This window comes from Agathobaculum butyriciproducens (genome assembly GCA_003096535.1).
GTDB lineage: Bacteria > Bacillota > Clostridia > Oscillospirales > Butyricicoccaceae > Agathobaculum > Agathobaculum butyriciproducens.
The window spans coordinates 26,681-48,867 of record QEKJ01000020.1 but is presented as its reverse complement, the minus strand read 5'-3'; the positions used below and the strand labels follow the sequence as shown (position 1 = coordinate 48,867).

The window sequence follows — 22,187 nt, the reverse complement described above, 5'->3', positions numbered from 1 at the left end:
ACCTGCTGGGACGATCTGCTGTCGCCTGCACTGGCAGGGCAGATTGTGATGGCAACTCCGAAAAGCTCGGGTACCTCGTATACTACGCTGGCAACGCTTGTGCAGATGCGCGGCGAGGACAAGGCATGGGAGTATCTCAAAAAGTTAGATCAGAATGTCGGAGCATATTATACTGCATCGAGTACAGAACTGGTTAAACAGGTTAGCACCGGCGATTATGCTGTTGCGATCGTGTTTTATCACGATGGCCGCCGTGCGGTATTGGATGGCTATCCCATTGAGGTGCGCAGTCCGGCAGACGGCACCGGCTATGAGATCGGCGCGTGCGCGCTTGTGCGCAATGCACCTGCAGGAGAACGCGAAAATGCATGTACTTTTCTTGATTGGATGACTTCGGCACGCGGACAGGAGTGCTACATCGAAGCCAAAAGCTGTCGCCTTCCGGCAAACAGCACCGCCCGTGCAGCAGATGGACTGCCGTCGTTGGATGAGCTCAATCTCATTTCCTATGATGCAGAATGGGCAGGAGGAAATCGCAGCCGTCTGGTTCGTTATTTTACAGAGAATATTATAAACCAATATTGAATGCACACCGGCCCACCGGTTCGCAGATAAACTGATTGACGAAGGAGGAATATCAAGGAGTAAAGAATAAGAAAGAAAAAAGAGAGGAGAAATGAAAAAATGAAAAAACTACTTAAGCGTTTATGCTCTGCTATGGTCGCAGCTGTTATGGTCATGACCATGGCGCCGGCTGCATTTGCGGCTGACGGCGGCGCACAGTTCCAGAACGGCCCCTACCTTCTGGCACCAAAGACCAACAGCATGGTCGTCGTATGGGAAAGCACGGAGAAGGTCTCCGCGACCATCGCATACGGCACCGACGAGAGCAAGCTCTGTGACCCGATCAAGGTGGAGATCGACGCAGACGCACCCGACTTCAAGGGCAGCAAGATGAACCTGTTCCACTACAAGCTGGACAACCTGACCCCCGGTACCCGCTACTACTACGAGGTAAAGCTCGAGGGCGGCGCGACCTGCAAGGCCAGCTTCAAGACCCTGAGCGAAAAACCGGATCAGATCCGTCTGATCACCCTGTCGGACTCGCACATTTTTGCGACCCGCGCAGAACTCGATCAGGCCATCAAGGAATTTGACCCCGACCTGCTGCTGCACTGCGGCGACCTTGTAGAAGGCACCGGCGCACAGGCAGAGCAGTTCAGCTTCTGGTTCCAGGGCAAGGTGGAGAACGACTACATCCACTCCTATCCGGTTGTCTATTCCTCCGGCAACCACGATCAGGGCGGTGTATACTTCAACACCTATGTATACTCCATTCAGGATAAAGAATACGGCGCAGAGGTCGAGGGCGACAGCTCCTTCAATTACGCCGGTCTGCACATCGTTACTATGAACAGCAACCCGTGGGGCCTGTTCCAGATGAACTCCGAGGCGACCGGCCAGCAGGCTGACGCAGCCACCATCAAGACCATCGACAACGCGATGAACTGGCTGAAGAAGGATCTGGCGACCGACGCTGCAAAGAACGCCGAGTTCCGCATGATCTTCATGCACCATCCGGTATCGGATGCGTACACCAAGCGTTACATTCCGGCAGTCATTGAGCCGGGCAAGGTAGACCTGCTGCTGTCCGGCCATACACACAGCTATGCGCGCGCGGTATCCAGCGATCCGTCTGTCGGCGCTGGCACCATTTACCTGACCCATCAGGACGCGCGTACCTACAACAAGAAGGGCGACTTCTTCTACATCACCAGCACTCCCGGTTCCGGCGTTCTCGATGTCAAGAACTACGGCGCAACAGCAGCCGGTCAGGACTCCAAGGTAGCCAACGAGACGCTGGTAGCCAAGGACAAGCAGCAGCTTTCGTGGTCGGATATCTCCATCACCCCGAGCGAAGTGCTGTACAACGGCGAAGTCACCGTTACCGCCAAGGTAACGAACAACGGCAAGGGTCTGGCGGCGGCTGTTATCCCGGTCGTGGACAACGGCACCACCCGTTACCTCTACAAGTTCGAGGACGGCATCGTAACGCTCGATCCCGGCAAGTCCGCAACGCTGACCGGCACGCTCCGCATGGAGACGCTGGGCACGCACACCCTCAAGCTGGCGGACAAGACTGTCTCCGTCAACGTAAAGTACCGCCCCGCAACCTTTGACTACACCAACATCCGCACCCAGCAGGGTAACGGCAAGACCAGTGACATGAACAGCAACATCCTGCACATCAAGGCTGATGTCGTCAACATCGGCAACGATGCAGGCACCGGCACCGCTGAGTTCAAGGTAAACGGCGTGACCGTCGGCACCCGCCAGTACACCCTCAAGTCCGGCGAATCCCAGACTGCGGAATTTGCCTACACCTTTGACAAGGCCGGTAAATACGAAGTCACCATCGGCAACGCAAAGCCGGAGACCGTTTACATCGAAGGCTCTATCCAGGGCATGCCGATCGTCAAGGACAAGTCCGGCAATGGCAACAATGCATATATTCACGGTCAGCCGGAATTCGGCACCGATGACAAAGGCAAGCAGACTCTCGTACTCGATGGCAAGCGCGACTATATCGAGATCCCCGACAACGGCGGCTACACCCCCAAGGATGCCATGACCGGTATGATCTGGGCAAACCTGCCGAGCGCAGGCACCACCAAGGGCGGCGTTTCCGAGCTGACCGAGCAGTATGTTGATCTGGACGGCAAGGGCGCTATCCCGGATCACAACCCACTGATGGTCAAGGGCATCGGCCTCGGCTGGGGCACCCCGTATATGTTCCGCATGGCAGTCCGTGAGACCGGCAAGGTGACTTACGGTGTCTGCCTGCTCGACGACAACGGCGAGTTCAGCTGGAACGACGGCAGTGATGACAGCTTCGGCATCAAGAAGGACCAGTGGGTTCAGTACACCAGCGCATTTGATTTTACGACCGGTGGCGACTCCTACGAGAACGAGCTGCACAGCGCACATGTAGACAAGCCCGCTTTTGAGAATGCCCCCATCAAGACTTGGGAAGGCGAGCCGATGTACATCGGTCTGGGCTTCAAAAATACGCTCCAGACCAAGCGCAACCGCGGCATGTATCACACCATGCTGCCGGGCGCAGTATCGCAGGTACGCTTCTACACCTCCAAACTGAGCGAGAACGAAGTGACCGCAGTCCGCAATAATCCGACTTCCGCAGGCGCTTCCAAGAACAGCCTGAAGATCTGGCTGGACTTCGAGGACAGCAATATCGAGACCAGCGGTTCGCACACCACCGAGTGGGTAGAAGCGACCGCCGCACCGACTGCACTGAGCTATAATGCTGCCTTCGCGGGCAAGGCTTCCATCACCGCGACCGTACAGACCTCGGACGACGGCAAGACTGTTAAGGAGGAGAAGTCCGCAGCGCTGACCTCCGGCACCGGCAAGATCGATCTGACCGGCATGGCAGATGCCAAGTATGTCCGCGTTAAGACCGCGTTTGTTTCTGATCTGAACAGCACAGAATCCAGCGTTCCGGTACTCAATGAGTACGCGCTGACCGCTGGTAAGACCAAGATCTGGAATACCCTGACCGACTGGGAAAAGGGCACGTTTGAGGGCGCGGCAGGCCATCAGCCCGGTCACGTTTATCGCAACTATGCCAAGGATTTTGACAACTACGGCACCATCGGTGACGTAGAGGACAGCTCCAAGGCCGGTTTCACCGACGTTGCCAACCACTGGGCCAAGGATGCCATCAACTATGTGATCGACAAGGGCCTGATGAACGGCACCGGCAGCAATACGTTCTCCCCGAATGCGTCCACCACCCGCGGCATGTTGATGACCGTTCTCGCTCGCTATGCAGGCGAGGACACCGCCGGCGGCGCTACTTGGTACGAGAAGGGCATGAACTGGGCGAAGGCCAAGGGCGTTTCCGACGGCACCAACCCGACTGTGAAGATCACCCGCGAGCAGCTTGTCACCATGCTGTATCGCTACGCAGGCTCTCCGAAGGCAGACGGCAAGCTCGACAGCTTCTCCGACGCTGCAAGCGTAAACAGCTACGCTGCAAACGCAATGCAGTGGGCGGTCGCGAACGGCATTGTCAACGGCTTGAACGGCAAGCTGAATCCGCAGAATAACGCAACCCGCGCACAGGTTGCCGCAATCCTCATGCGTTTCTGCGAGATGAGCAAGTAAACCTCATACAGACAAAAAGCACAGCTTCGGCTGTGCTTTTTCTGTTTTTTCTCCATTTTAAGCTATACATTATAAAGGTAGAAGCTCCTGGGATATTCTCAGGAGCTTGCTTTTTGTCCGAAAGGAGAAGCAAAATGCTCAACAATCAAAAATTTCTGACGCGCGGGATAGAAAGCGAGATTCCCGCATGGCTTGTTCATCTTATGTGGCACATGGTCCTGATGATGGAAGTATCCGAGAAGGATTACTTGCAGGTATTCACGCTGACGAAAACACCGACTGGCCAACACATCGTCCACGAGCAGGAGCAGCCGCCGTACCGTTACGAGCTCGATGTACCGTGTGATGATGCAGTAAACGCGAAGGTGTTCGTCATCGACGATTTGACGCATTCTACTATGCTACTCGCTGAAGAATATTAAGATTTACTATACGAAATGGAGGAACAGACAATGAGCGAAACAAGAATTTGTGCAAACTGCGGTGCAGAATACCCAATCGACGAAATGTTCCAAGCGGAAAATGACTGGCTCTGCGAGGATTGCACCGACCGCCTGACCGTAATCTGCGACCACTGCGCCGAGCGGGTCTACGAGGAAAACGCCGTCGAGGACGATACCCACACACTCTGCGACCGCTGCTTTGATGAATACTACGTCCGCTGCGAAGACTGCAACCGCATTATTCATCGTGACCGCGCGTATTGGGATAATGACGACAACGCCTACTGCGCATCCTGCTGGGATGAGCATTGTAACATTATTCACGAGTACAATTACACACCGGATCTTGTATTTCACGGCAAAGGCCTTCGCCATTTCGGCGTTGAGCTTGAAATCGATGACGGCGGCACGGTAAACAGCAATGCGCAGAAGTTGCTTGATATTGCGAACAAGAATGCTGAAAATCTCTACATCAAGACGGACGGCAGTCTGGATGAAGGCTTGGAACTTGTCACTCATCCGATGACGCTTGAGTACCATTTGACTGAAATGCCGTGGGCAGAAGTTCTCCGCAAGGCCCGGAGCATGAATTACCTCAGTCATGCCGCTGGCACCTGCGGACTGCACGTACATATTTCTCGCTTGGCCTTTGGCTGCACCTACGAACAGCAGGAAGCCGCGATTGCCCGTTTACTGTATTTCGTCGAAAAATTCTGGGCAGAATTGCTGCGGTTCAGCCGCCGTACGCAGTCCCAGATGAACCGCTGGGCAGCGCGGTACGGCATCCGCCTCACCCCGTCCGAACAGATGAACCACGCGAAGAATTCCTGTGCCGGACGTTACACGGCGGTCAACCTTACGAACGCGGATACGGTTGAAATCCGTATGTTCCGCGGCACTTTGAAACTCAATACTTTGAAAGCCACCTTGCAGATGGTCAACCATCTCGTCGAGGTGGCTGTTTCTATGTCCGACACTACGGTGCAGGACATGAGCTGGTTTGATTTTCTGGACAACATCACCGAACCCGAACTCATTCAGTATCTCAAAGAACGTCGTCTTTACGTTAACGAACCTGTTAATGCCAATACGGAGGAGGCTTAAAATATGTGCAGTTTATTCGGTTTAATTGATTTCAAAGAGTGCCTCAGCACCCATACGAAGAACAAAATTTTGAATACTCTGGCAAGAGAATGCCAGGTGCGCGGTACGGACGCGACAGGTATTGCCTACAGCTTCAACGGCCGTCTGCGCATTTATAAGCGCCCCCTTCCCGCTCGGAAAATGAAGATTCACATTCCGCACGGCGTAAATATCGTGATGGGTCACACTCGCATGACGACTCAGGGCAATGCACAGTTTAACCAGAATAACCATCCGTTCCTTGGTCATGTTGACAGCGGTACTTTTGCCCTTGCACATAATGGCGTTCTCTGGAACGACAAAGAGCTCCGTATGACGGAAAATATTCCCCAGACGAGCGTAGAAACGGACAGCTATGTTGCCGTTCAACTCTTAGAGAAAAACAAAGCCCTCGACTTCGGCAGCCTGAAATCTATGGCTGAAGCAGTCGAGGGTTCCTTTGTCTTTACGGTTCTGGATAAGAACGATGCTATCTGGTTTGTGGTTGGCGATAACCCGCTGTGCATCATGTTTTACGACGGCTACCTGCTCTACGCTTCCACACAGGAAATCCTGTGCAAGACCATCAAGAAGTTAAAGCTGACCGCACCCTCTGACATTCTGGAGCCAAAGGAGGGCAAGATTATGAAAATTGACCGCAACGGCCGTATCACTACCGGGACCTTCACACCCCACACGACATTCGAGCACTGGTGGCGAAAGTCCCCGTTCTACCGCAGCTATTATGAGGACACGCCGACCAGTTATGACGACCTGTTCAGCGTGGCGAAGGCGTTCGGCGTTACCACGGATGAGGTGCAGGCACTTCTGGACTATGGCTGTTCTGAAGAGGAAATCGAGGAAATGCTGTACGACCCGACCTTGCTCCACGAGATGACCGGCGAACTGCTGTACGCATATTAAGGAAAGGAGATGTTGCTTATGATTCCATTAGGCCCAATTTTCCAGGCTGTAGGCGCGGTGGTCGACTTGATTATCGAGGCCGTTGAAAATTTCTCGGACAGTTGAGGAGGTGAAAAAGTGAACGCAGGAAAAGTCATTCTCGGTGCGCTGACTATTATCGGTCTGCTGGCCGATATCATTGACGATGACTAAACACAAAAATACCGACTCATCAAGAGCCGGTATTTTTTGAGCGTGTCGTTAGGGTATACCCATCTGAAACAACGAAAAACTATGTCAATAGGGTCGCTTTCGGACTTTTGCAATATGTCAGAATGTGCGGCGATCCTATTGACATAAATGAGTTTCAAAGGTATTTTGCATTGATCTTATGCAGGCAATCCTGTAAAGTTGTGCTGCCGTTATAGATAGCAAGGCACATTGCCCGTATTTCATCGGTCATCGGTTGCCCTTACAAAATTGATACAATCACACGATTTCCCCTTTTGTACTCGTGAACGATGAACACTATGTGCATTATGAACGATACGCACAGTGTGCAAGGTGTGTGCATAATCGAATGATAGCTTTTGTGCGCATATCGGCAGGTCTCCTTTCCTAGGATTTAGATATTGTAAACTGGAATTTATCGTTCCTGTATTTCCTTACCGCTGAGGTACTCCACTTCTATTTCAAAAATTTGCACAGCCTTTCCTGCGTGGGCAATTTCCTCATCAACTAACTGCTCGCTGGGATAGTATTTCATTGCAAATCGTTTTAACAGAGTTGTTGCTCTTGCGCCGGATTCTACGAGGTGACATCTGCCGAATACCACAACGCTCTGCACAAACGGTGCCCAATCTTCTTCTTTGATGGTTTCATTTCCATATACCGTGAAACATACTTTGTCACAGGCACGCAGTGCATCTACTTTATGGCCTGCACGTGCTCCATGAAAATAAATTTTCTGCGCATCGTCATCGTAGACATAGTTGATAGGAATTGCATAGGGATATCCGTCATCTCCATTTACGGCAAGAACGCCACGTCGGCTGAACTGCAAAAGAGTCTTTGCCGTGTCGATGCTGATTTCATTTTTCTTTTTACGAATTGTTCTGAACATGACATTGCTCTCCTTCTTACGCTGATGCAAATTCCGATTGAGATTTCACCTGTTTTAAGAGATTTAATAACTGTTATATTTTGTTATTCAATTCTCCGCAAACCCTTGAAAACACTGGATTTGTCGCAGGTGAGCTTTCCCTTATTTTTTCCCTTGTGTTATATCGTCCCATCAGTGTTTATGAACTCTGATAAAGGCAAATACAAGGGCAAAAAAATTATATAAAACAGTATAACATAAAATAAAAAAGTTATAAAATGCAAGCAGCCTGTATGCTTCATTACACACAGGCTGCTTAATCAAATTTATTATAATTGATGAAAAATCGGTTGCATTTTGTCAAAAGTACAAAACTTTTTGAAGCCAAGTGCTTTTAATTCCTGTTATGATACTGAGGATATCCCAGCAATACCTGCTATCCCTGATACCTGATTCTTTCTACCAACGTTTCCTTTTTCAGATTACTGCTTAAAACACAGGAAAGCACAATTTGTAGAATACCAACCAGAAGAATCATAACAAGAATCGGGATAAGAGGAACGTGATAAACGTTCATTCCAAAAATCCCATTATGCTTCGCATAGGAAAACAGTGCATAGCCAAGGGGCAGACCGGCAGCAAGTGCGACGCAGATGGTGCCAACCGTAAAAATCAAGCCCTGTATTTGTAAGCTCAGATTCAACTGCTTATTGGTCATGCCTACCGCTTGCAGCACACCGTATTCCTGCTTCTTCGTGGTGATATTGATGATCATGGTGTTTGCCAGATTCATAAACCCAATGAGACCGACAATTGCCATGAACAGATAGCAGCCAAGCTTCATCATACGGCTTGCGTATTCTGCAGATTGTAACTGTGCATGATAGGTATCCATTTTTATATGCGAAGTATTAGAAATCAAAGTATTCAGACTCTGTTCCACAGATGCAACATCTTTTTTATCACAGTCCACCCACAGATAGCCATAGGCTGTTCCCCTCGGATTCATGGAACGGTATACACCTTCCGGAATGACAAGATAATTGTCCGCGCTTACAAAGGAGCCTGCGATTTTTCCATGATAGGTATAGGTTCCGCTTCCGTTATCAAAGTTGAATGTAATCGGTGCACCCACAGAATACCCGTCAGCTTCCATCCACATGGACCAGCCAAAGAAAACATCCCCGTTTTTGACAGCCTGTGCATAGTCCATGGAACCGATATCGCCATCCCCGCGCATCATTTCAAAATCCTCTTGATTTACGATTGCAACCGGAAATTTTGTTCCGTTCAAATCTGCAGAGACGATTTCTCTCGTCAGTACATCCGTTACACCGGGGATGGATTTGATTTCTTTAATCAAAGAATCATTCAGTGGGTCGTTCTGTAGGATTGTGTCCAGATTATTCTCCGAATAGGCTTCATCATAATTCTGGGAATAATCCAGCTGCAGTTCAAATTGTCCATGATTAACGGAAAGACGTGCTTCATGCTCCGTGTCAATATTCCCAACATAATTAGCGATAATTACAAACAATACACAGGAAAGCCCCATGGTAAGAATCGTAGCGATGGTTCTTTTCGGATTGCCTGTCACATTTGCCATTGCCATGGAGAAAACGGTGACATCTTTTCTGCCTTTTCGTCTGCCCCGTTTTTGCGTTTTGGAGCCGCCAAGATACCGTGTCGCTTCGATGGGTGAAATCCGGGAAACAATTTTCATGGGTTTGCGCAGAGCCAAAACGACCGTAAGAAACGATACAAAAATGCAGATGAGCATAATTGTCAGTGAAAACAGAGGCACCTGATGGTTCTTGATTCCGGACGATACCAGATTTCCCTGCTCCACCAGCCAGTTGAAGCTGACTTTTGCAATCAGGAAACCAAACAGCAGCCCCAGCGGTATCGAAGGAACCGCCAGAAGAAGACCCTCACGAAAGATCAGCTGCTTCATCTGCTTTCTGGTTGCACCCAGCGCCTTGATTTTTCCGTACTCCTGAACCTTCTGGGCGATCCCGACCTGGAAGATATTATAAATGACTACAACGGAAAACAGCACGATTCCGAGGATCAGGGTTCCACAAACCACAATCATTTCATAGCTCGGCTGCAATACCCACTGCAGGTAGAGGTCATTGATGGTCACGTTTTTCTGGTCAATGCCGCAGGAATCCGCGATTTCTTTTATAACAGGCGCAACATTATTCATAGATACATTTGCAGAATCGCTCAAGGTAAAATAGATATTATATTGCCTGTCACCCTCCGCAACACGCTCATTATAAAAATCCTGCGAACCGAATACAACATAGGAAGCCTCGATGGTATATTCATCCCGGTCATATAAAATCCCGCTGACAGTAAATTCCACCGGTGCGTATTCCGACTGCATACCGGAACGGTACTCCAATGTTACGGTGTCTCCGACCTTTACATCATGGTATCCCACTGCATCAAAGAAAGCGCGTCCTGCGGCAATTTCCTGCGCCTTTTCCGGATAGGTACCTTCCTTCAACACATATTCCTGATTATAGGGAAGCATTTTCCTGACCGTTTCATCCGCACTGACAAAGCCGCCATTTTCATTTCCTTTCAGGATGCCCTCCGTACACATGGTGCCGATATCAGATATCTCAGCTCTGCGTTCCACTTCTTTTAATTGCGTATCATCTGCGGCGATAAACAGGCCGTAGTTGCTTCCGTATGAGCTTGCAGCCTGATCCTTCTGTAAGAGGATCAGGCCATTTCCAATTGTACTGATAACGACCAGAAGCATGGTAGTCAGGCAAATCGCCGTCATAATGAGGACACTTCTTGTGCGATTTCTTTTGTCGTTGCTGAATGCGATTTTGCTGATCGTCCTCAATTAAAATCCACCACCTGTCCATCCTCGATGACTAAAATACGGTCAGCAACCTGCGCAATCTCATCATCATGGGTAATCATTACAATCGTCTGTCCATATTTTTTTGCGCTCATTTTCAGCAGCGCGATCACCTCGTCACTTGTCTTGGAATCAAGATTTCCGGTTGGCTCGTCCGCAAGCAAAATCTCCGGTCTGTTTACCAAGGCTCTTGCAATCGCAACGCGCTGCTGCTGTCCTCCGGAGAGGGTATTCGGAAGATTATGAATCCGGTGTTCAAGACCCAGTGTGGTGATAATATCATTGACATAAGCTTTATCCACTTTTTTTCCGTCAAGCCCCAACGGAAGAACGATATTTTCCCACACATTGATGGAGGATACCAGATTGAATGCCTGAAATACAAATCCGATCTTTCTTCTCCGGAAAACGGCAAGCTGATCCTCCTTCATGGAATACAGGTCCTTGTCAGACAAGATCACGCTGCCGCTGGTTGGTGTATCCAGCCCGCCCAGCATATGCAGCAGGGTACTTTTTCCGGAGCCGGATTTTCCGACAATGGCGACAAATTCTCCCTGCTCAATCTGGATATTCACATGATTGACGGCTTTGACCTGATTTTCCCCCGTCCCATAAAATTTGCAAAGCTGATTCGTTTCTAATATCACGCCCACTCCAATGGCCTCCTTTTCTTATTTACCAGCATTGTATCAAAGGAACCTTTCATTTCACTTTCAAAAAGAGAGCAGAAGTCTTACAGATTTGAAAGACTTCTGCTCATCATCTCTACGAAAGTCCATTCTCCGGCAGCTGAATCAAAAAGGTACTTCCTTTTCTGACTTTGCCGGAGGCTACCGTGATTGTCCCACCATGCTGTTCAATAATCTGTCTGGACAGATACAGACCGATACCAGTTCCGCTCTTTTCGCGGACTTCCGGCGCAGTCCCTCTATAAAACCGCTGGAATATTTTATGGTATTCACTCTGCGGGATTCCGATTCCCTGATCCTCGATCTCAATTCTCACAAAGCCGGTTCTTTTTTGTAGACGGATCGTGATTTTTGAATGTTCTGGGCTGTATTTGATGGCATTGTCCAAAACGTTAATGATTGCTTCTCCAAGCCAACGTTTATCCTGCATGAGTGCACAATGCTCCAGTGATTCGTTGCAGTCGAAAATAAGTTCTATCCCTTTCTCCGCTGCCTTTGGATACGTTCGATTTACTGCGGAGATGATCGTATTCATAATGGGAAGTGTTTTCTGATCAAGCTGAATCAAACCTGTCTCCAGTTTGGATATTTCCAGCAGAGACTGCAACAATGTTTCCAATCCGTCCAATGCACTCCGGCAGCGGATGCGAAATTCCTGTTGCTCCGTCTCACTCAGATTGTTCCGCAGCAATATGCTAAAGCAGGTATCCAAGGCTGCAACCGGGGTTTTCAGCTGATGGGAAATGTCGGATACCATTTCCTTTGTGCTTTCCTTCTCCGCTCTGGCTTCCTCTTGCAGCAGCTGGATATGATGTCCGATTGCTTCAAGCTGAAATTTCAGTCTTTCCTGCCCGACAGGATCTTCTGTGTCCGGCACTACCTCAAAGTGATTTTCCCGAAATGCAATCAGGATTTGCTCTAGCTGCTCCAATCGTTTCCGACTTTCTTTCGCCTCAGCTTTCTTCCGGTAAAACAGGAACGTTAGCAAAGACAGACATAGCACTGCACTTGTACAGCCGGTTATCATGATATTCTGCCGGAAGCGTACATAAAACGAAGTCCCTTTGTTTTCCCAGTACCCGTATTGCTCTAATAATTGCTTACCTTGTTCATTGGCTTGATGGTCGTTGCCTTTCAGCCATCCTGCGGCAACATCCATGCCGGTGGTCTCTGCGCCCGCCGCAACTTCTGTCAGGATATCCATTTTACATTGATAATCCTGATAATATAAATAGGTGGTAAAGCAGTTCAATACCGCAAAAAAGAGTAGAACCGGCAGCACCAGTGACAAGGCATCAACCCACTTTTTACGATGTCGTTTCGTCACTGACTTACCTCCTGATTCCATATATACCCAAGCCCGCGGATGTTTTTAATATAAACCGGAGCCGCCGGATCCTCTTCGATTTTCTCCCGAAGCCTTCTGATGTTCACAGCTACCGTATTTTCATCCATAAAATCACCATCCAGATCAAACACGTTTTCTAACAGCTGTGTTTTTGAAAGAATCTGTTTCGGGTTTTGAAGAAAAAAGGACAGCATTTTCAGTTCATTCTTCGTAAGGCTTATTTCTCTTTCCTTTACGAACGCCCTCATCTCTCCGGGGATAAATACGATATCCTTTGAATGAATTTTTGGAGTTCCGGGTTCATTCTTTCTGCGGCGGAAATGAGCCTCGATTTTCAGAAGAAGTACGGAAAGGCTGAACGGTTTCGTCATATAATCGTCCGCACCGGCTTCATATCCCATGACCTGATCTGTCTCCTGATCCAACGCGGTAAGACAGATAATATATACATTTTGACAATTCCGCATCCATCTGACAAGCTCTAATCCGTTTCCATCCGGAAGATTCACATCACAAATGGCAACATCCACATTATTATTACTTGCAATTCTTTTCGCTTTTTTCACTGATTCTGCTGAAAAAACCTCATATCCGGATTTTTTCAGTGAAAATGTAATTCCACGATTTAAATTTTCATCATCTTCAACCACGAGTATACCTGGCACAGCATATGCACCTCTCTTTATTAACTATATATATCAGCTGGGAGATGACTCCCACCTCTATAGGTGGTGAGAATGTATTGATGATTACTCTGCGCTTTTTCCACTGGCTATCCATTCATCAAGTTCAGAACGCTTAAACTTCCAGAGTTTCCCTACACGATGTGCTGGAATGTCTGGTTTTTTCTTTATCCAGTTGCGCAAAGTGACTGTCTTTATTCCTAAATACGCCGCAGCATCATCAATACTTATGTAATTGTCATCCATTAAATTATTATCAATCATATAATCACCTCTGCGGTTTGTGAAATAAACGCAAGTATACATATTATATTATATTTCTTTCTGAATCAATTTTCAAGTAGTTTTCTGATATTTTATAATTTTATTTATTATTTCATTATATTTGTTGATACTTGTTAATTGCGCACACCGAACGATACATAACACCCTTTACACGATAGCTCACCTTGAACGATTACTCTTTTCTGCTATCGTTCATTGTTTGCACCCACTCGTTCTTCCACCTGCTATTTGCTGCTCGTCAAACATCGCAAAAAAGGCAAAAAAAGAAAGCTTCTGAAATCCAGCATTTCAAAAAGCCTTCTATCAAGCGGTTTTAAGCATATTCTGTTGCCTATGCGTATCGTATCTTTGTATCAATCCAATGGTCTTTATTTCTCCAGTCCTTCCATGCGGCAGGACATGGCAATGTTATTAAGAATTTCGGTAATCTTAGTCTGTTGTATATTCGGCATAGTAAGCAATGCGGCATCGGTGTGTTCGCTGACAAACACCAGATCAACCGAATACAGCGAGTCCAGATCATTTTCGACAGCATCGCTGAATTGCGCACGCTGCTGCGCTGTGCAGTCCCAGACCGCAAAATCGTAGTCGCTACGGGCGCGATAATCGCCGCGGGCACGCGAACCGAATAATATCAGTTTCGGCACTCCACAACGGTGCGCTAACTGTTTTACCTGTTCGATTGTCTTATCCATCAGCGTCACCGCCCTTATTATTTCCATTATACCATATATTAAAGGAGAGATACACCATGAAGATTGGCTATATCCGTGTCTGCACCGAGGAACAGAACACAGCTCGGCAGGAAGTCCTGCTGCGCGAACTCGATGTTGACGAGTTATTCATCGATAAGGCAAGCGGTAAGAATGCCGACCGCCCGGAACTGACACGTATGATGAACTATGTCCGGCGCGGCGACACGGTTATTGTCGAGTCCATCAGCCGATTTGCGAGAAACGCGCGCGACCTGCTTGATCTCGTGGAACGACTGACCGAGAAACAAGTAGAATTCGTCAGCCGCAAAGAGGCCATCGACACGACCACGCCCACCGGCAAGTTTATGCTCACCGTGTTCGCCGCAGTCGCGGAACTTGAGCGGGAGTACATCTTGCAGCGCCAACGCGAGGGAATCGCTATTGCTAAGGAACAGGGCAAGTACACCGGCCGCAAGCCGCGGCCCTTGCTGGACAACTTCGAGCGGGTGGTTGCCCGCTGACGGGAAGGAGAGATTACCGCAGTCGAGGCCATGCGGCAAACCGGTCTCAAGCCAAATACTTTCTATCGTCGGTGCTCACGGACTTCTCTGTGCGCAAAATCCACATAACACAACAGCCGGGGCTCTCATAATTGAGAGGCCCGGCTGTCTTTATGCCGAAAAATTTATTTTTTACTTGCTCATCTCGCAGAAGCGCATGAGGATTGCAGCAACTTCTGCGCGGGTTGCGTTATTCTGCGGGTTCAGCTTGCCATTAGAGCCATTGACAATGCCGTTAGCTACTGCCCACTGCATTGCATTTTCAGCGTAGCTGCTGACGCTTGCAGAGTCAGAGAAGTTATCCAGCTTACCGTTTGCGGTTGGAGAACCGGCGTAGCGGTACAGCATGGTGACGAGCTGCTCACGGGTGATGTTGGCGTTCGGGTTCGTGCCGTCGGACACGCCGTTGGTCTTTGCCCACTCCATACCCTTCTCGTACCAGGGCGTGCTGCCAGTTGTATCTTTGCCAGCATAGCGAGCCAGAACCGTCATCAGCATACCACGAGTGGCGGATGTGTTCGGTGCAAAAGAGGTATCCGTTACACCGGAGAACAGACCCTCTGCAACAGTATTTTCAATCGCATTCTGTGCCCAATGGCCTTTGGCATCCGCAAATACTGCGTTTCGCTTTACCTGAACGCCGTCGTAGCTGCGGCTGCCATCTGCATTCAGACTGAAATGCGAGAAGAAATCATTCCAGACCATTTCGGATACTTCAGGCATGTAGGAATGCGGCGAATCTTCAATTACAGTATAGCGGAACAGGGGAATATTCTGATTGTTGTCATATTCGTGCGTGGTGAAACGTCCGTCTACCGTATCTTTTGCCTTACGCGAGGTACCGTTGTAGGTCGTCTAGTAGTTCAGTGCATCATAGGTTTCGGTCGTCGTATCAGCGGCTCACTATTCATGTGCAGCGTTCCGACACCCGGTTCAGCGTCAGCAAGACCGCGATGGCGAATAAAACGACTCGGAACGTACTGACGGTCTGGCTGAAGAACAAGCTGTCCGGTATGGCAGGGCACAAGGTCCTTGTGGTTACATACAAAGGCTACGCGAAAGAGCTTTGGGATGCCCTGAGCGAGTTCCACGATCGTCTGATTCCGCTTCAAGCGGATGACAACAGTGGACCCAAAGAGAGTCTGCCGTATTTCGGAGGCATGAACGGATCGAATCGATACAATGAAGCGGATTGCGTGATTTGTGCCGGTTTGGGCCGTTTCGACTCGGAAGAATATTTCAATCGGGCGCTGGCATTCGATTTCGACGGCAGTGCGTGGGGCGAATTCGAGCAGGCGTGTCTCGATCCGAGTTTCCGGAATACAGACGATCTGGCGTGCGTACAGAAAATGAGAAATCTAACGATGGCGCGCGATCTGGTTCAGCTTGTATTCCGCAGTACGCTGCGCAATCATGGCGGTAAAGAACCAGTTTCTCTGTGGCTGATTCAGCCGCCCGAAGAGGTTGTCATGCGTGTTCGTGAATCGTTCGGAGACTGCCAGCATGACGAGATTGCCGAATTACCGTTCGAATGCTTGTCCGAACTGGCAGTCGGCCGAACCTTTCAAGGAAAACCGACCCATGCCTCAAAGCTGCTCAAATGGCTCGCGGATTGGGACGGTTCCCCAATCTTGATTGCAGAGGTTCAGGGACAGCTCGGTATGAAGCCGGGGCAATGGAAAGAAGCTCGGAAGAACGCGGCTGTCAAGGAAGCGTTCAAGCATATCGAAACCGATGGTTCGGGCAAAAACTGCAAAATCAAGCGTTCTGAAAACGTTGAATGAGCGGCTATATATTATAGCAATGAAGCAGTATAAACCTGTATTGAATTTGGAACAATGCACCTGTAGGAGGGGTAATTATGCAAACCAAAATCCACGAACCGACCCAAATCGTTGAAGTCATGCTCACCCACGCCGAGCAGGCAGACGAGGCGGTCAAGAAGCAGCTCAAGGAGCTGTACGCACAGTACAAGGGCACCAAATACACCGTTGCGGTATTCCTGTCCGGCAAGCGGGATCTGTATGAGGATACGCGCGACCTGCTGCTGTTCAATCGCCGCCGTGCTGCCGAGCGGGCAGTGCAGGCACGCAAGGCGGCAGGTCAGTGAGCACGGTCAGGCAGAGGAGGTTCCGCTTCCTCCTCTGCCAAATTTTTTGCCGCTTGCAATGATGAATGAACTGATATACAATATTATCTACAAAGATATATTTGGATGCAGATATATATGGCGATGGAAATGGCATGACCGGTATGGTTATGGGAAGAAAATAAATGAAAGATATCGAAAATGACGCGATTCAGCTTTTTGAAGATTAAAAAATTCGAGTAGCATGGGACGAACAGCAGGAGAAGCTGAAACAGGCCGTCCTGTGGTTACATCGCAGAACGCCAATGTTTTTCGACAGCAGGTAACGGACATTGTAGTCGATGCGGTAGCTTTGCCGGAACGGAATAAGGAGAAAGATAAGAATGAGTCACGATATCGCCAATCGCGGCGAGATTCTGCTGTACAGCGATGAAAATGGCAGAGAATTTGTCAATGTTATATTCAAAGATGAGACATTCTGGCTGACGCAGAAAGCCATGTCTGAACTGTTTGATTGTACGACAGATAATATCTCACGGCACCTCAAAAACATATTTACGGATGGTGAACTGGACAAGGATTCAGTTACCGAGAAATTCTCGGTAACTGCCGCAGACGGTAAAAACTATCAGACACAGCATTATAACCTTAATGCCATTATCGCAGTCGGCTACCGGGTCAATTCCAAGAAAGCGACTCGATTCCGCCAGTGGGCGACTAAAACGCTCAAGGAGTACATCCAGAAAGGCTTTGTGCTTGAAAAGAACGATGCACAGATGCTTCCTCTGTTCCGAAACTGGAACGATTTTGATTATCACATTGACCTTTCCACCTGCACAAATATTCCGAATGGTCTGCAGAATGCCACATTGACGATCCGAGACCCTAAAAGCAAAAAAATCGTATGGACGCTATCCATATAATCAGCCTCACCGGCAAAGGAGCCACACCATGACCGAAACCTTTAACATAGCGGGCTACACCCGCATTTCCGTCGATGACGAGCTCGACCGTGACAACGTATCTATCGAGAACCAGAAAGCCATCATCGAGGACTTCGTAAAAACGCAGTTCCCGGGCAGCAGCCTGACCTTTTTCGAGGACCGCGACCGCTCAGGCTACACGTTTGAGCAGCGCGAGGGATATCAGAAAATGAGAGAAGGCTTGATGAGCCACAAGTACGACATCCTTATCATCAAGGACTTTTCTCGATTTTCTCGCCGCAACAGCCGCGGATTAGTGGAACTCGAAGACTTGCGCGATGCAGGGGTCCGCATCATCTCCATCGGCGACGGCATTGACTTTCCAAACGACGATGACTGGCTGAAAATCCAGTTTCAGTTCCTCGTCAACGAAATGCCGGTCACGGATACCTCGCGCAAGGTGCGAAACGTCATCAAACGGCGGCAGGCGGACGGCAAATGGCTGTGCGCCGCACCGTACGGCTACATCATCAACAATCAGCAGCAGTTTGAGATTGTACCGACCGAGGCGGACATTGTGCGCCGGATTTACGATCACTACAACAATGATGGCTGGGGCTACAAGAAGATTGCCAACTACCTGACCGAGCAGGGTGTGCCCACACCGCGCATGTCCGAGCAGATGCGCAGGCAGGCTGAGGGCAAGACAACCAAGCGGGAAGTTAAGGCTGCATGGGCGCTTGTGACCGTGCAGGGTATCCTCGATAACGATTTCTACATCGGCACACTGCGCCAGGGCAAGTTTACACGGGCAAAGATCAACGGCAAGGATGTGCGGCGAGACGAGGACGAGCAGATCGTCATCGAGAACCACCATCAGCCGATCATCGACTACCGCACGTTTGCAACCACCCGTGCTCTGCGGGAGAAGCGCACGCGCTCGAACTACCGTGGTATCAAGAAGTACGATAACGTCTACTCGGGCTTCCTTGAGTGCGGCGACTGCGGCGCACCGATGTTCTCGATGAGCCGTTCGGACATCGCTCCGGCGTATACCTGCGGCACCTACCATCGCCGCGGACGAGCGGGCTGCACTAGCCATCATATCCGCGTGGACAAGCTGGACGAGCTTATGCGTCTGTACATCCGCCGTGTGATGGACGGCTCTGCGGAGATGCTCGACAGGCTGAACGCGGAACTGGCCTGCGAGGATAATCAGATCGTGGAAACCGAGCAGTCGGCGGACAATCTGGCCGAGGTGCTGGATGACCTGACAGCAGAACTCAAGGCTACCAAGCGCCAGCGTATCCGCGACATTATGAAGCACCCGGAGAACGAGGAAACACTGGGCGATCTTTATGATGAAATGGAAGCCGAGCTGCAAAGCAAGATCAACGGCCTGAATCACCAGATCGAACTGCTGTCCAACAAGCGCAACACGATCATCGAGGTCAACCGCACGGCCAAGACCGCGCTTGAAGTATTCGATGATCTGCTGCACAAGCCCAAGATGGAGCGCAATGATCTGGAACTCATGATAGACAAGATCACGGTTTACGAGGATCATCTGGAAGTACATCTGCAAAGTGACATTGACGCGCTGCTGCAGAGCACGAGAGAGGAGAACGTCGTAAATTTTAATTCAGGCATCGAAAACAGCGAAAAATGCCGTATTGTCCAGCGTTCGCGCAACCAGAAGGACAAGGTTTTCGATGTCAATGTTATCAGCGGCGGTGACCCCTTGGAAATCTACACCGATCGCGACGGCGAAGTGATTTTCAAGAAATACTCCCCGATGGGAGAGATGGGCGCGGTATCCGCCGAACTGGCGGAGGCTTTGGCGCGTACAGCGGGCATGAGCTGTGCTATCTGCGACAGGGATGCGGTGATTGCGGCAGCAGGCGGTGTGAAAAAGGATATTCTGGAGCGGAGTATCTCATCCGAGCTGGAACAGCTGATGGAACGCCGCGAATGTTACGAGCGCGGTGCGGACGAGCAGCTGGAGGTGCTTATCTCCTCGCAGGACGGCTGCGCGGTGGTTGCGGAGGCGCCGATCATTACAGACGGCGATGTCAGCGGCTGTGTCGCGTTTGTCAGCGAAAAAGAGGACGAAAAGGCGGATGAGGTGCTGCTCAAGCTGTGTCAGTCGGCGGCGCAGTTTTTATCCAAACGCATTGCAGTGTGAAAGGAGCGTTCTCTATATGCACAGGCACGATCACAAAGAGCGTGAGCCAAAGGCCTTCCCGCAGTACGACGATGCGGCGCATATTGACTCGGCAGCAGTGGCCGAGCTGCCGCCGTGGGAGCAGACACGCGAGCCGAAAGGCGATCCCAAAGCAACGGCCTACACGGAGAAATACTGCGAGGAGCAGCACAAATAACAAACGGCGGAACGATACAAATCGTTCCGCCGTTTGGCGTTAAATCATGTATTCGATGGTATTCTCTGCCGTTAGGCGCGTCCGGTCATTAAACAGGAGAATGGCTTCGCGGGTGTCAATCTCGCCAAGCGCGTAAACCTCGTGGGTCTCACGCTCGAAGCAGGGGCGCGGCACGAGCCGGTTGTATTCGCATGGGTGGTCGTACACCATCTGCACGCCGTCCGTATCGAGCGGCTGATCAAGGTAATACGGGTCGAACACGCGCACTATGTCGTTCTCATCAATGCCGGTGAGCGTCACATAGTGCTCTCCGTCGAAGTGCAGGCGCACCACGGCAGCGCCGCCGCAGCGGAGTGCATCGCGCAGACGGCTGTTCTGCCCGAAATTCACCGCCGGACCGGACAGATACTGCGTGGAGATGTGAAGGCGGCCGATCTTGCCGAAGCCGTTCAGCCAGTTGCTGAGGAACATCATCGCTGCACAGGAGGTGCCGCTTTTGCCGCTTACGCCGTCCGAGCCGTAGCAGTCCAGACAGTACAGCATGATGTTGCGGACAGCCTCCGGCGGGATATCCTCGCGCTCAAACAGGAATGCGAGCGCGTTGAGCATGGAGGTTGGACCGCAGTCATATTCGGAAAGCTGGTAGCGCAGCGGATTTTTCATAGGGGAACCTTCTTTCGTGTGGCGTATTCCTACCGGATTACTATATAATAGTAAGGTCAATGCCGATCAATGTCAATACAAATTTGCGGAAAGCGCATATTCATGGTATGATAAGTATGCTTCCCGCCAAAGATAGGGTGGGAAGGAGTGAATCGGCATTGCTAAAACTGATTCATGCGAGTAAAATATATGCTAAGAACGGCATTTGTGCGCTCAATGCGGTCGATCTGACCGTGCAGGACGGTGACTACATTTCGGTGACCGGCGCATCCGGCTCGGGCAAAAGCACACTCATGCACATTCTGGGTCTGCTGGACAGCCTGACCGACGGCGAATACCTGCTCGACGGAGCAGCGGTCGCGCATTTGCCGGCAAAACAGCGGGCGCGTCTGCGCAGTGAGAAGATCGGCTTTGTGTTTCAGCAGTTCCGGCTGCTGACGGGCATGACAGCACTGGAAAATGTCGCGCTGCCGCTGGCGCTGCAGGGCGTTCCGCGGCATGAGCGGAGCGAACGCGCACTGGCGGTTCTGGAGCGCGTTGGCCTGTCTGATCGGGCGAATCACCGGCCGCACCAGCTTTCCGGCGGACAGCAGCAGCGGGTGGCAATCGCACGGGCGGTCGTGACAGAACCGTGCGTGATTCTGGCGGATGAGCCGACCGCAGGACTGGATCCTGCCGCAGCAGACAGCGTGCTGGAGCTGTTTGACCGATTGCATCGGTCGGGGCATACGCTGGTGCTCATCACACACGATGAGCGGGCAGCGCAGTGCGCCGCAAGGCGGATGCATCTTGAAAACGGATGCCTTTTCGGGTGAGATTATCCGGCACCGGATAATCGGGGCACTTGAACCGCACAGGCGGTTCACTCTGTCTGGGCGGAGAGTTCTTCTCTTGAATTAAGCAGAGAGTTGCGCGCTGCGGAGCGCGGGAGATTGCCGCGCCCGCGGTTTCCCTTCCTCTTTGAACTCCTGCCGTTCCCTTATAGTCTCAGTTCTGCAAATTTCGCCGTGCTATCCCAAAGGGAAACGGGAGTTAAGAGGGTAAAAACCGTAGGTGTCTACCCTCTTGCCTCACCGCCGTGGGTACGGCGAATCGCCTGCCGTCCGCAGACGGCAAACTCTTCGCCCGGAAAGACCGTACCGCTTGCGCGGATCGTGTACCCCGCAAAGCCGGTGTGTGAAAATAACACAATCAAACCTAACAGGTTTTCCTATATAGAAGGAGGAAAC

Annotated in this window: 21 protein-coding genes and 1 pseudogene; 12 read left to right on the top strand and 10 right to left on the bottom strand. The window is 50.4% G+C overall.

Features of this window, described 5'->3' with window-relative positions:
* From C7386_RS11635 to C7386_RS11615, 5 genes are all read left to right on the top strand, one after another.
* A partial coding sequence (locus C7386_RS11635) for an extracellular solute-binding protein (RefSeq protein ID WP_116705586.1) occupies positions 1 to 585 on the top strand: 585 nt, incomplete at its 5' end.
* Between the two features lie 99 nt (positions 586 to 684).
* Entirely contained in the window at positions 685 to 4,188 is a 3,504-nt protein-coding gene (locus C7386_RS11630; protein ID WP_116705585.1) for an S-layer homology domain-containing protein, read from the top strand.
* Between the two features lie 134 nt (positions 4,189 to 4,322).
* The gene (locus C7386_RS11625; RefSeq protein ID WP_116705584.1) at positions 4,323 to 4,610 is read left to right on the top strand and encodes a DUF960 family protein; all 288 of its coding nucleotides are present in this window, start codon (positions 4,323 to 4,325) and stop codon (positions 4,608 to 4,610) included.
* Positions 4,611 to 4,640: 30 nt separating this feature from the next.
* Positions 4,641 to 5,735 (top strand): amidoligase family protein, encoded by a 1,095-nt coding sequence (locus C7386_RS11620; RefSeq protein ID WP_110436035.1) that lies wholly within the window; start codon positions 4,641 to 4,643, stop codon positions 5,733 to 5,735.
* A gap of 3 nt (positions 5,736 to 5,738) precedes the next feature.
* Positions 5,739 to 6,677: a class II glutamine amidotransferase gene (locus C7386_RS11615; RefSeq protein WP_110436036.1), complete on the top strand. Its 939-nt coding sequence runs from the start codon at positions 5,739 to 5,741 to the stop codon at positions 6,675 to 6,677.
* 625 nt (positions 6,678 to 7,302) lie between these two features.
* Here the strand turns inward: C7386_RS11615 and C7386_RS11610 are convergent.
* The 7 genes from C7386_RS11610 to C7386_RS11580 all read right to left on the bottom strand — a co-directional run bounded on the left by C7386_RS11610 (position 7,303) and on the right by C7386_RS11580 (position 14,342).
* Positions 7,303 to 7,779, bottom strand: coding sequence for a pyridoxamine 5'-phosphate oxidase family protein (locus C7386_RS11610; RefSeq protein WP_110436037.1), 477 nt, complete (start codon positions 7,777 to 7,779; stop codon positions 7,303 to 7,305).
* Positions 7,780 to 8,194: 415 nt separating this feature from the next.
* On the bottom strand, positions 8,195 to 10,624 hold the full coding sequence (locus C7386_RS11605) for an ABC transporter permease (protein ID WP_110436038.1): 2,430 nt from the start codon (positions 10,622 to 10,624) through the stop codon (positions 8,195 to 8,197).
* Positions 10,621 to 11,295 (bottom strand): ABC transporter ATP-binding protein, encoded by a 675-nt coding sequence (locus C7386_RS11600; RefSeq protein WP_110436039.1) that lies wholly within the window; start codon positions 11,293 to 11,295, stop codon positions 10,621 to 10,623. The genes C7386_RS11605 and C7386_RS11600 overlap by 4 nt, the downstream gene beginning before the upstream one ends.
* Positions 11,296 to 11,407: 112 nt before the next feature.
* Complete coding sequence (locus C7386_RS11595; RefSeq protein ID WP_286050292.1) at positions 11,408 to 12,658, bottom strand: sensor histidine kinase; 1,251 nt, start codon at positions 12,656 to 12,658, stop codon at positions 11,408 to 11,410.
* Positions 12,655 to 13,344 (bottom strand): response regulator transcription factor, encoded by a 690-nt coding sequence (locus C7386_RS11590; protein WP_110436041.1) that lies wholly within the window; start codon positions 13,342 to 13,344, stop codon positions 12,655 to 12,657. The genes C7386_RS11595 and C7386_RS11590 overlap by 4 nt, the downstream gene beginning before the upstream one ends.
* An 84-nt stretch (positions 13,345 to 13,428) precedes the next feature.
* Positions 13,429 to 13,626, bottom strand: a complete 198-nt coding sequence (locus C7386_RS11585) for a helix-turn-helix domain-containing protein (RefSeq protein ID WP_165815547.1) — start codon at positions 13,624 to 13,626, stop codon at positions 13,429 to 13,431.
* A 389-nt stretch (positions 13,627 to 14,015) separates the two neighbouring features.
* A complete protein-coding gene (locus C7386_RS11580; protein WP_165815546.1) occupies positions 14,016 to 14,342 on the bottom strand; it encodes a nucleotidyltransferase family protein in 327 nt (108 codons plus the stop codon).
* A gap of 56 nt (positions 14,343 to 14,398) precedes the next feature.
* On the opposite strand from C7386_RS11580, the pseudogene C7386_RS11575 reads away from it, so the two are divergent.
* A pseudogene (locus C7386_RS11575) lies at positions 14,399 to 14,971 on the top strand (recombinase family protein).
* Positions 14,972 to 15,034: 63 nt separating this feature from the next.
* Here the strand turns inward: C7386_RS11575 and C7386_RS11570 are convergent.
* A complete protein-coding gene (locus C7386_RS11570) occupies positions 15,035 to 15,625 on the bottom strand; it encodes an S-layer homology domain-containing protein (protein ID WP_110436043.1) in 591 nt (196 codons plus the stop codon).
* A 188-nt stretch (positions 15,626 to 15,813) separates the two neighbouring features.
* Here C7386_RS11570 and C7386_RS11565 point away from each other — a divergent pair, with 188 nt between their 5' ends.
* From C7386_RS11565 to C7386_RS11545, 5 genes are all read left to right on the top strand, one after another.
* The gene (locus tag C7386_RS11565; RefSeq protein ID WP_165815545.1) at positions 15,814 to 16,686 is read left to right on the top strand and encodes a hypothetical protein; all 873 of its coding nucleotides are present in this window, start codon (positions 15,814 to 15,816) and stop codon (positions 16,684 to 16,686) included.
* Between the two features lie 77 nt (positions 16,687 to 16,763).
* The gene (locus C7386_RS11560) at positions 16,764 to 17,012 is read left to right on the top strand and encodes a hypothetical protein (protein WP_110436045.1); all 249 of its coding nucleotides are present in this window, start codon (positions 16,764 to 16,766) and stop codon (positions 17,010 to 17,012) included.
* Positions 17,013 to 17,374: 362 nt separating this feature from the next.
* Complete coding sequence (locus C7386_RS11555) at positions 17,375 to 17,914, top strand: virulence RhuM family protein (protein ID WP_110436046.1); 540 nt, start codon at positions 17,375 to 17,377, stop codon at positions 17,912 to 17,914.
* Between the two features lie 28 nt (positions 17,915 to 17,942).
* Positions 17,943 to 20,099 (top strand): stage V sporulation T C-terminal domain-containing protein, encoded by a 2,157-nt coding sequence (locus C7386_RS11550; protein WP_110436047.1) that lies wholly within the window; start codon positions 17,943 to 17,945, stop codon positions 20,097 to 20,099.
* 16 nt (positions 20,100 to 20,115) lie between these two features.
* Entirely contained in the window at positions 20,116 to 20,295 is a 180-nt protein-coding gene (locus tag C7386_RS11545; protein WP_110436048.1) for a hypothetical protein, read from the top strand.
* 39 nt (positions 20,296 to 20,334) lie between these two features.
* Here the strand turns inward: C7386_RS11545 and C7386_RS11540 are convergent, their stop codons facing one another.
* Positions 20,335 to 20,958, bottom strand: a complete 624-nt coding sequence (locus C7386_RS11540) for a C39 family peptidase (protein ID WP_110436049.1) — start codon at positions 20,956 to 20,958, stop codon at positions 20,335 to 20,337.
* A 158-nt stretch (positions 20,959 to 21,116) separates the two neighbouring features.
* Here C7386_RS11540 and C7386_RS11535 point away from each other — a divergent pair, with 158 nt between their 5' ends.
* On the top strand, positions 21,117 to 21,773 hold the full coding sequence (locus tag C7386_RS11535) for an ABC transporter ATP-binding protein (RefSeq protein ID WP_207655876.1): 657 nt from the start codon (positions 21,117 to 21,119) through the stop codon (positions 21,771 to 21,773).
* 242 nt (positions 21,774 to 22,015) lie between these two features.
* Here the strand turns inward: C7386_RS11535 and C7386_RS13845 are convergent, their stop codons facing one another.
* The gene (locus C7386_RS13845; RefSeq protein ID WP_318261301.1) at positions 22,016 to 22,147 is read right to left on the bottom strand and encodes a hypothetical protein; all 132 of its coding nucleotides are present in this window, start codon (positions 22,145 to 22,147) and stop codon (positions 22,016 to 22,018) included.
* Positions 22,148 to 22,187 lie beyond the last annotated feature (40 nt).

Excerpts from the sequence above, each read along its gene's own strand:
- C7386_RS11570 (WP_110436043.1), bottom strand. The coding sequence starts at position 15,625 with ATGCCTGAAGTATCCGAAATGGTCTGGAATGATTTCTTCTCGCATTTC.
- C7386_RS11550 (WP_110436047.1), top strand. The coding sequence starts at position 17,943 with ATGACCGAAACCTTTAACATAGCGGGCTACACCCGCATTTCCGTCGAT.
- C7386_RS11585 (WP_165815547.1), bottom strand. The coding sequence starts at position 13,626 with ATGATTGATAATAATTTAATGGATGACAATTACATAAGTATTGATGAT.
- C7386_RS11620 (WP_110436035.1), top strand. The coding sequence starts at position 4,641 with ATGAGCGAAACAAGAATTTGTGCAAACTGCGGTGCAGAATACCCAATC.
- C7386_RS11615 (WP_110436036.1), top strand. The coding sequence starts at position 5,739 with ATGTGCAGTTTATTCGGTTTAATTGATTTCAAAGAGTGCCTCAGCACC.
- C7386_RS11560 (WP_110436045.1), top strand. The coding sequence starts at position 16,764 with ATGCAAACCAAAATCCACGAACCGACCCAAATCGTTGAAGTCATGCTC.
- C7386_RS11625 (WP_116705584.1), top strand. The coding sequence starts at position 4,323 with ATGCTCAACAATCAAAAATTTCTGACGCGCGGGATAGAAAGCGAGATT.
- C7386_RS11555 (WP_110436046.1), top strand. The coding sequence starts at position 17,375 with ATGAGTCACGATATCGCCAATCGCGGCGAGATTCTGCTGTACAGCGAT.
- C7386_RS11540 (WP_110436049.1), bottom strand. The coding sequence starts at position 20,958 with ATGAAAAATCCGCTGCGCTACCAGCTTTCCGAATATGACTGCGGTCCA.
- C7386_RS11630 (WP_116705585.1), top strand. The coding sequence starts at position 685 with ATGAAAAAACTACTTAAGCGTTTATGCTCTGCTATGGTCGCAGCTGTT.
- C7386_RS11610 (WP_110436037.1), bottom strand. The coding sequence starts at position 7,779 with ATGTTCAGAACAATTCGTAAAAAGAAAAATGAAATCAGCATCGACACG.
- C7386_RS11545 (WP_110436048.1), top strand. The coding sequence starts at position 20,116 with ATGCACAGGCACGATCACAAAGAGCGTGAGCCAAAGGCCTTCCCGCAG.
- C7386_RS11580 (WP_165815546.1), bottom strand. The coding sequence starts at position 14,342 with ATGGATAAGACAATCGAACAGGTAAAACAGTTAGCGCACCGTTGTGGA.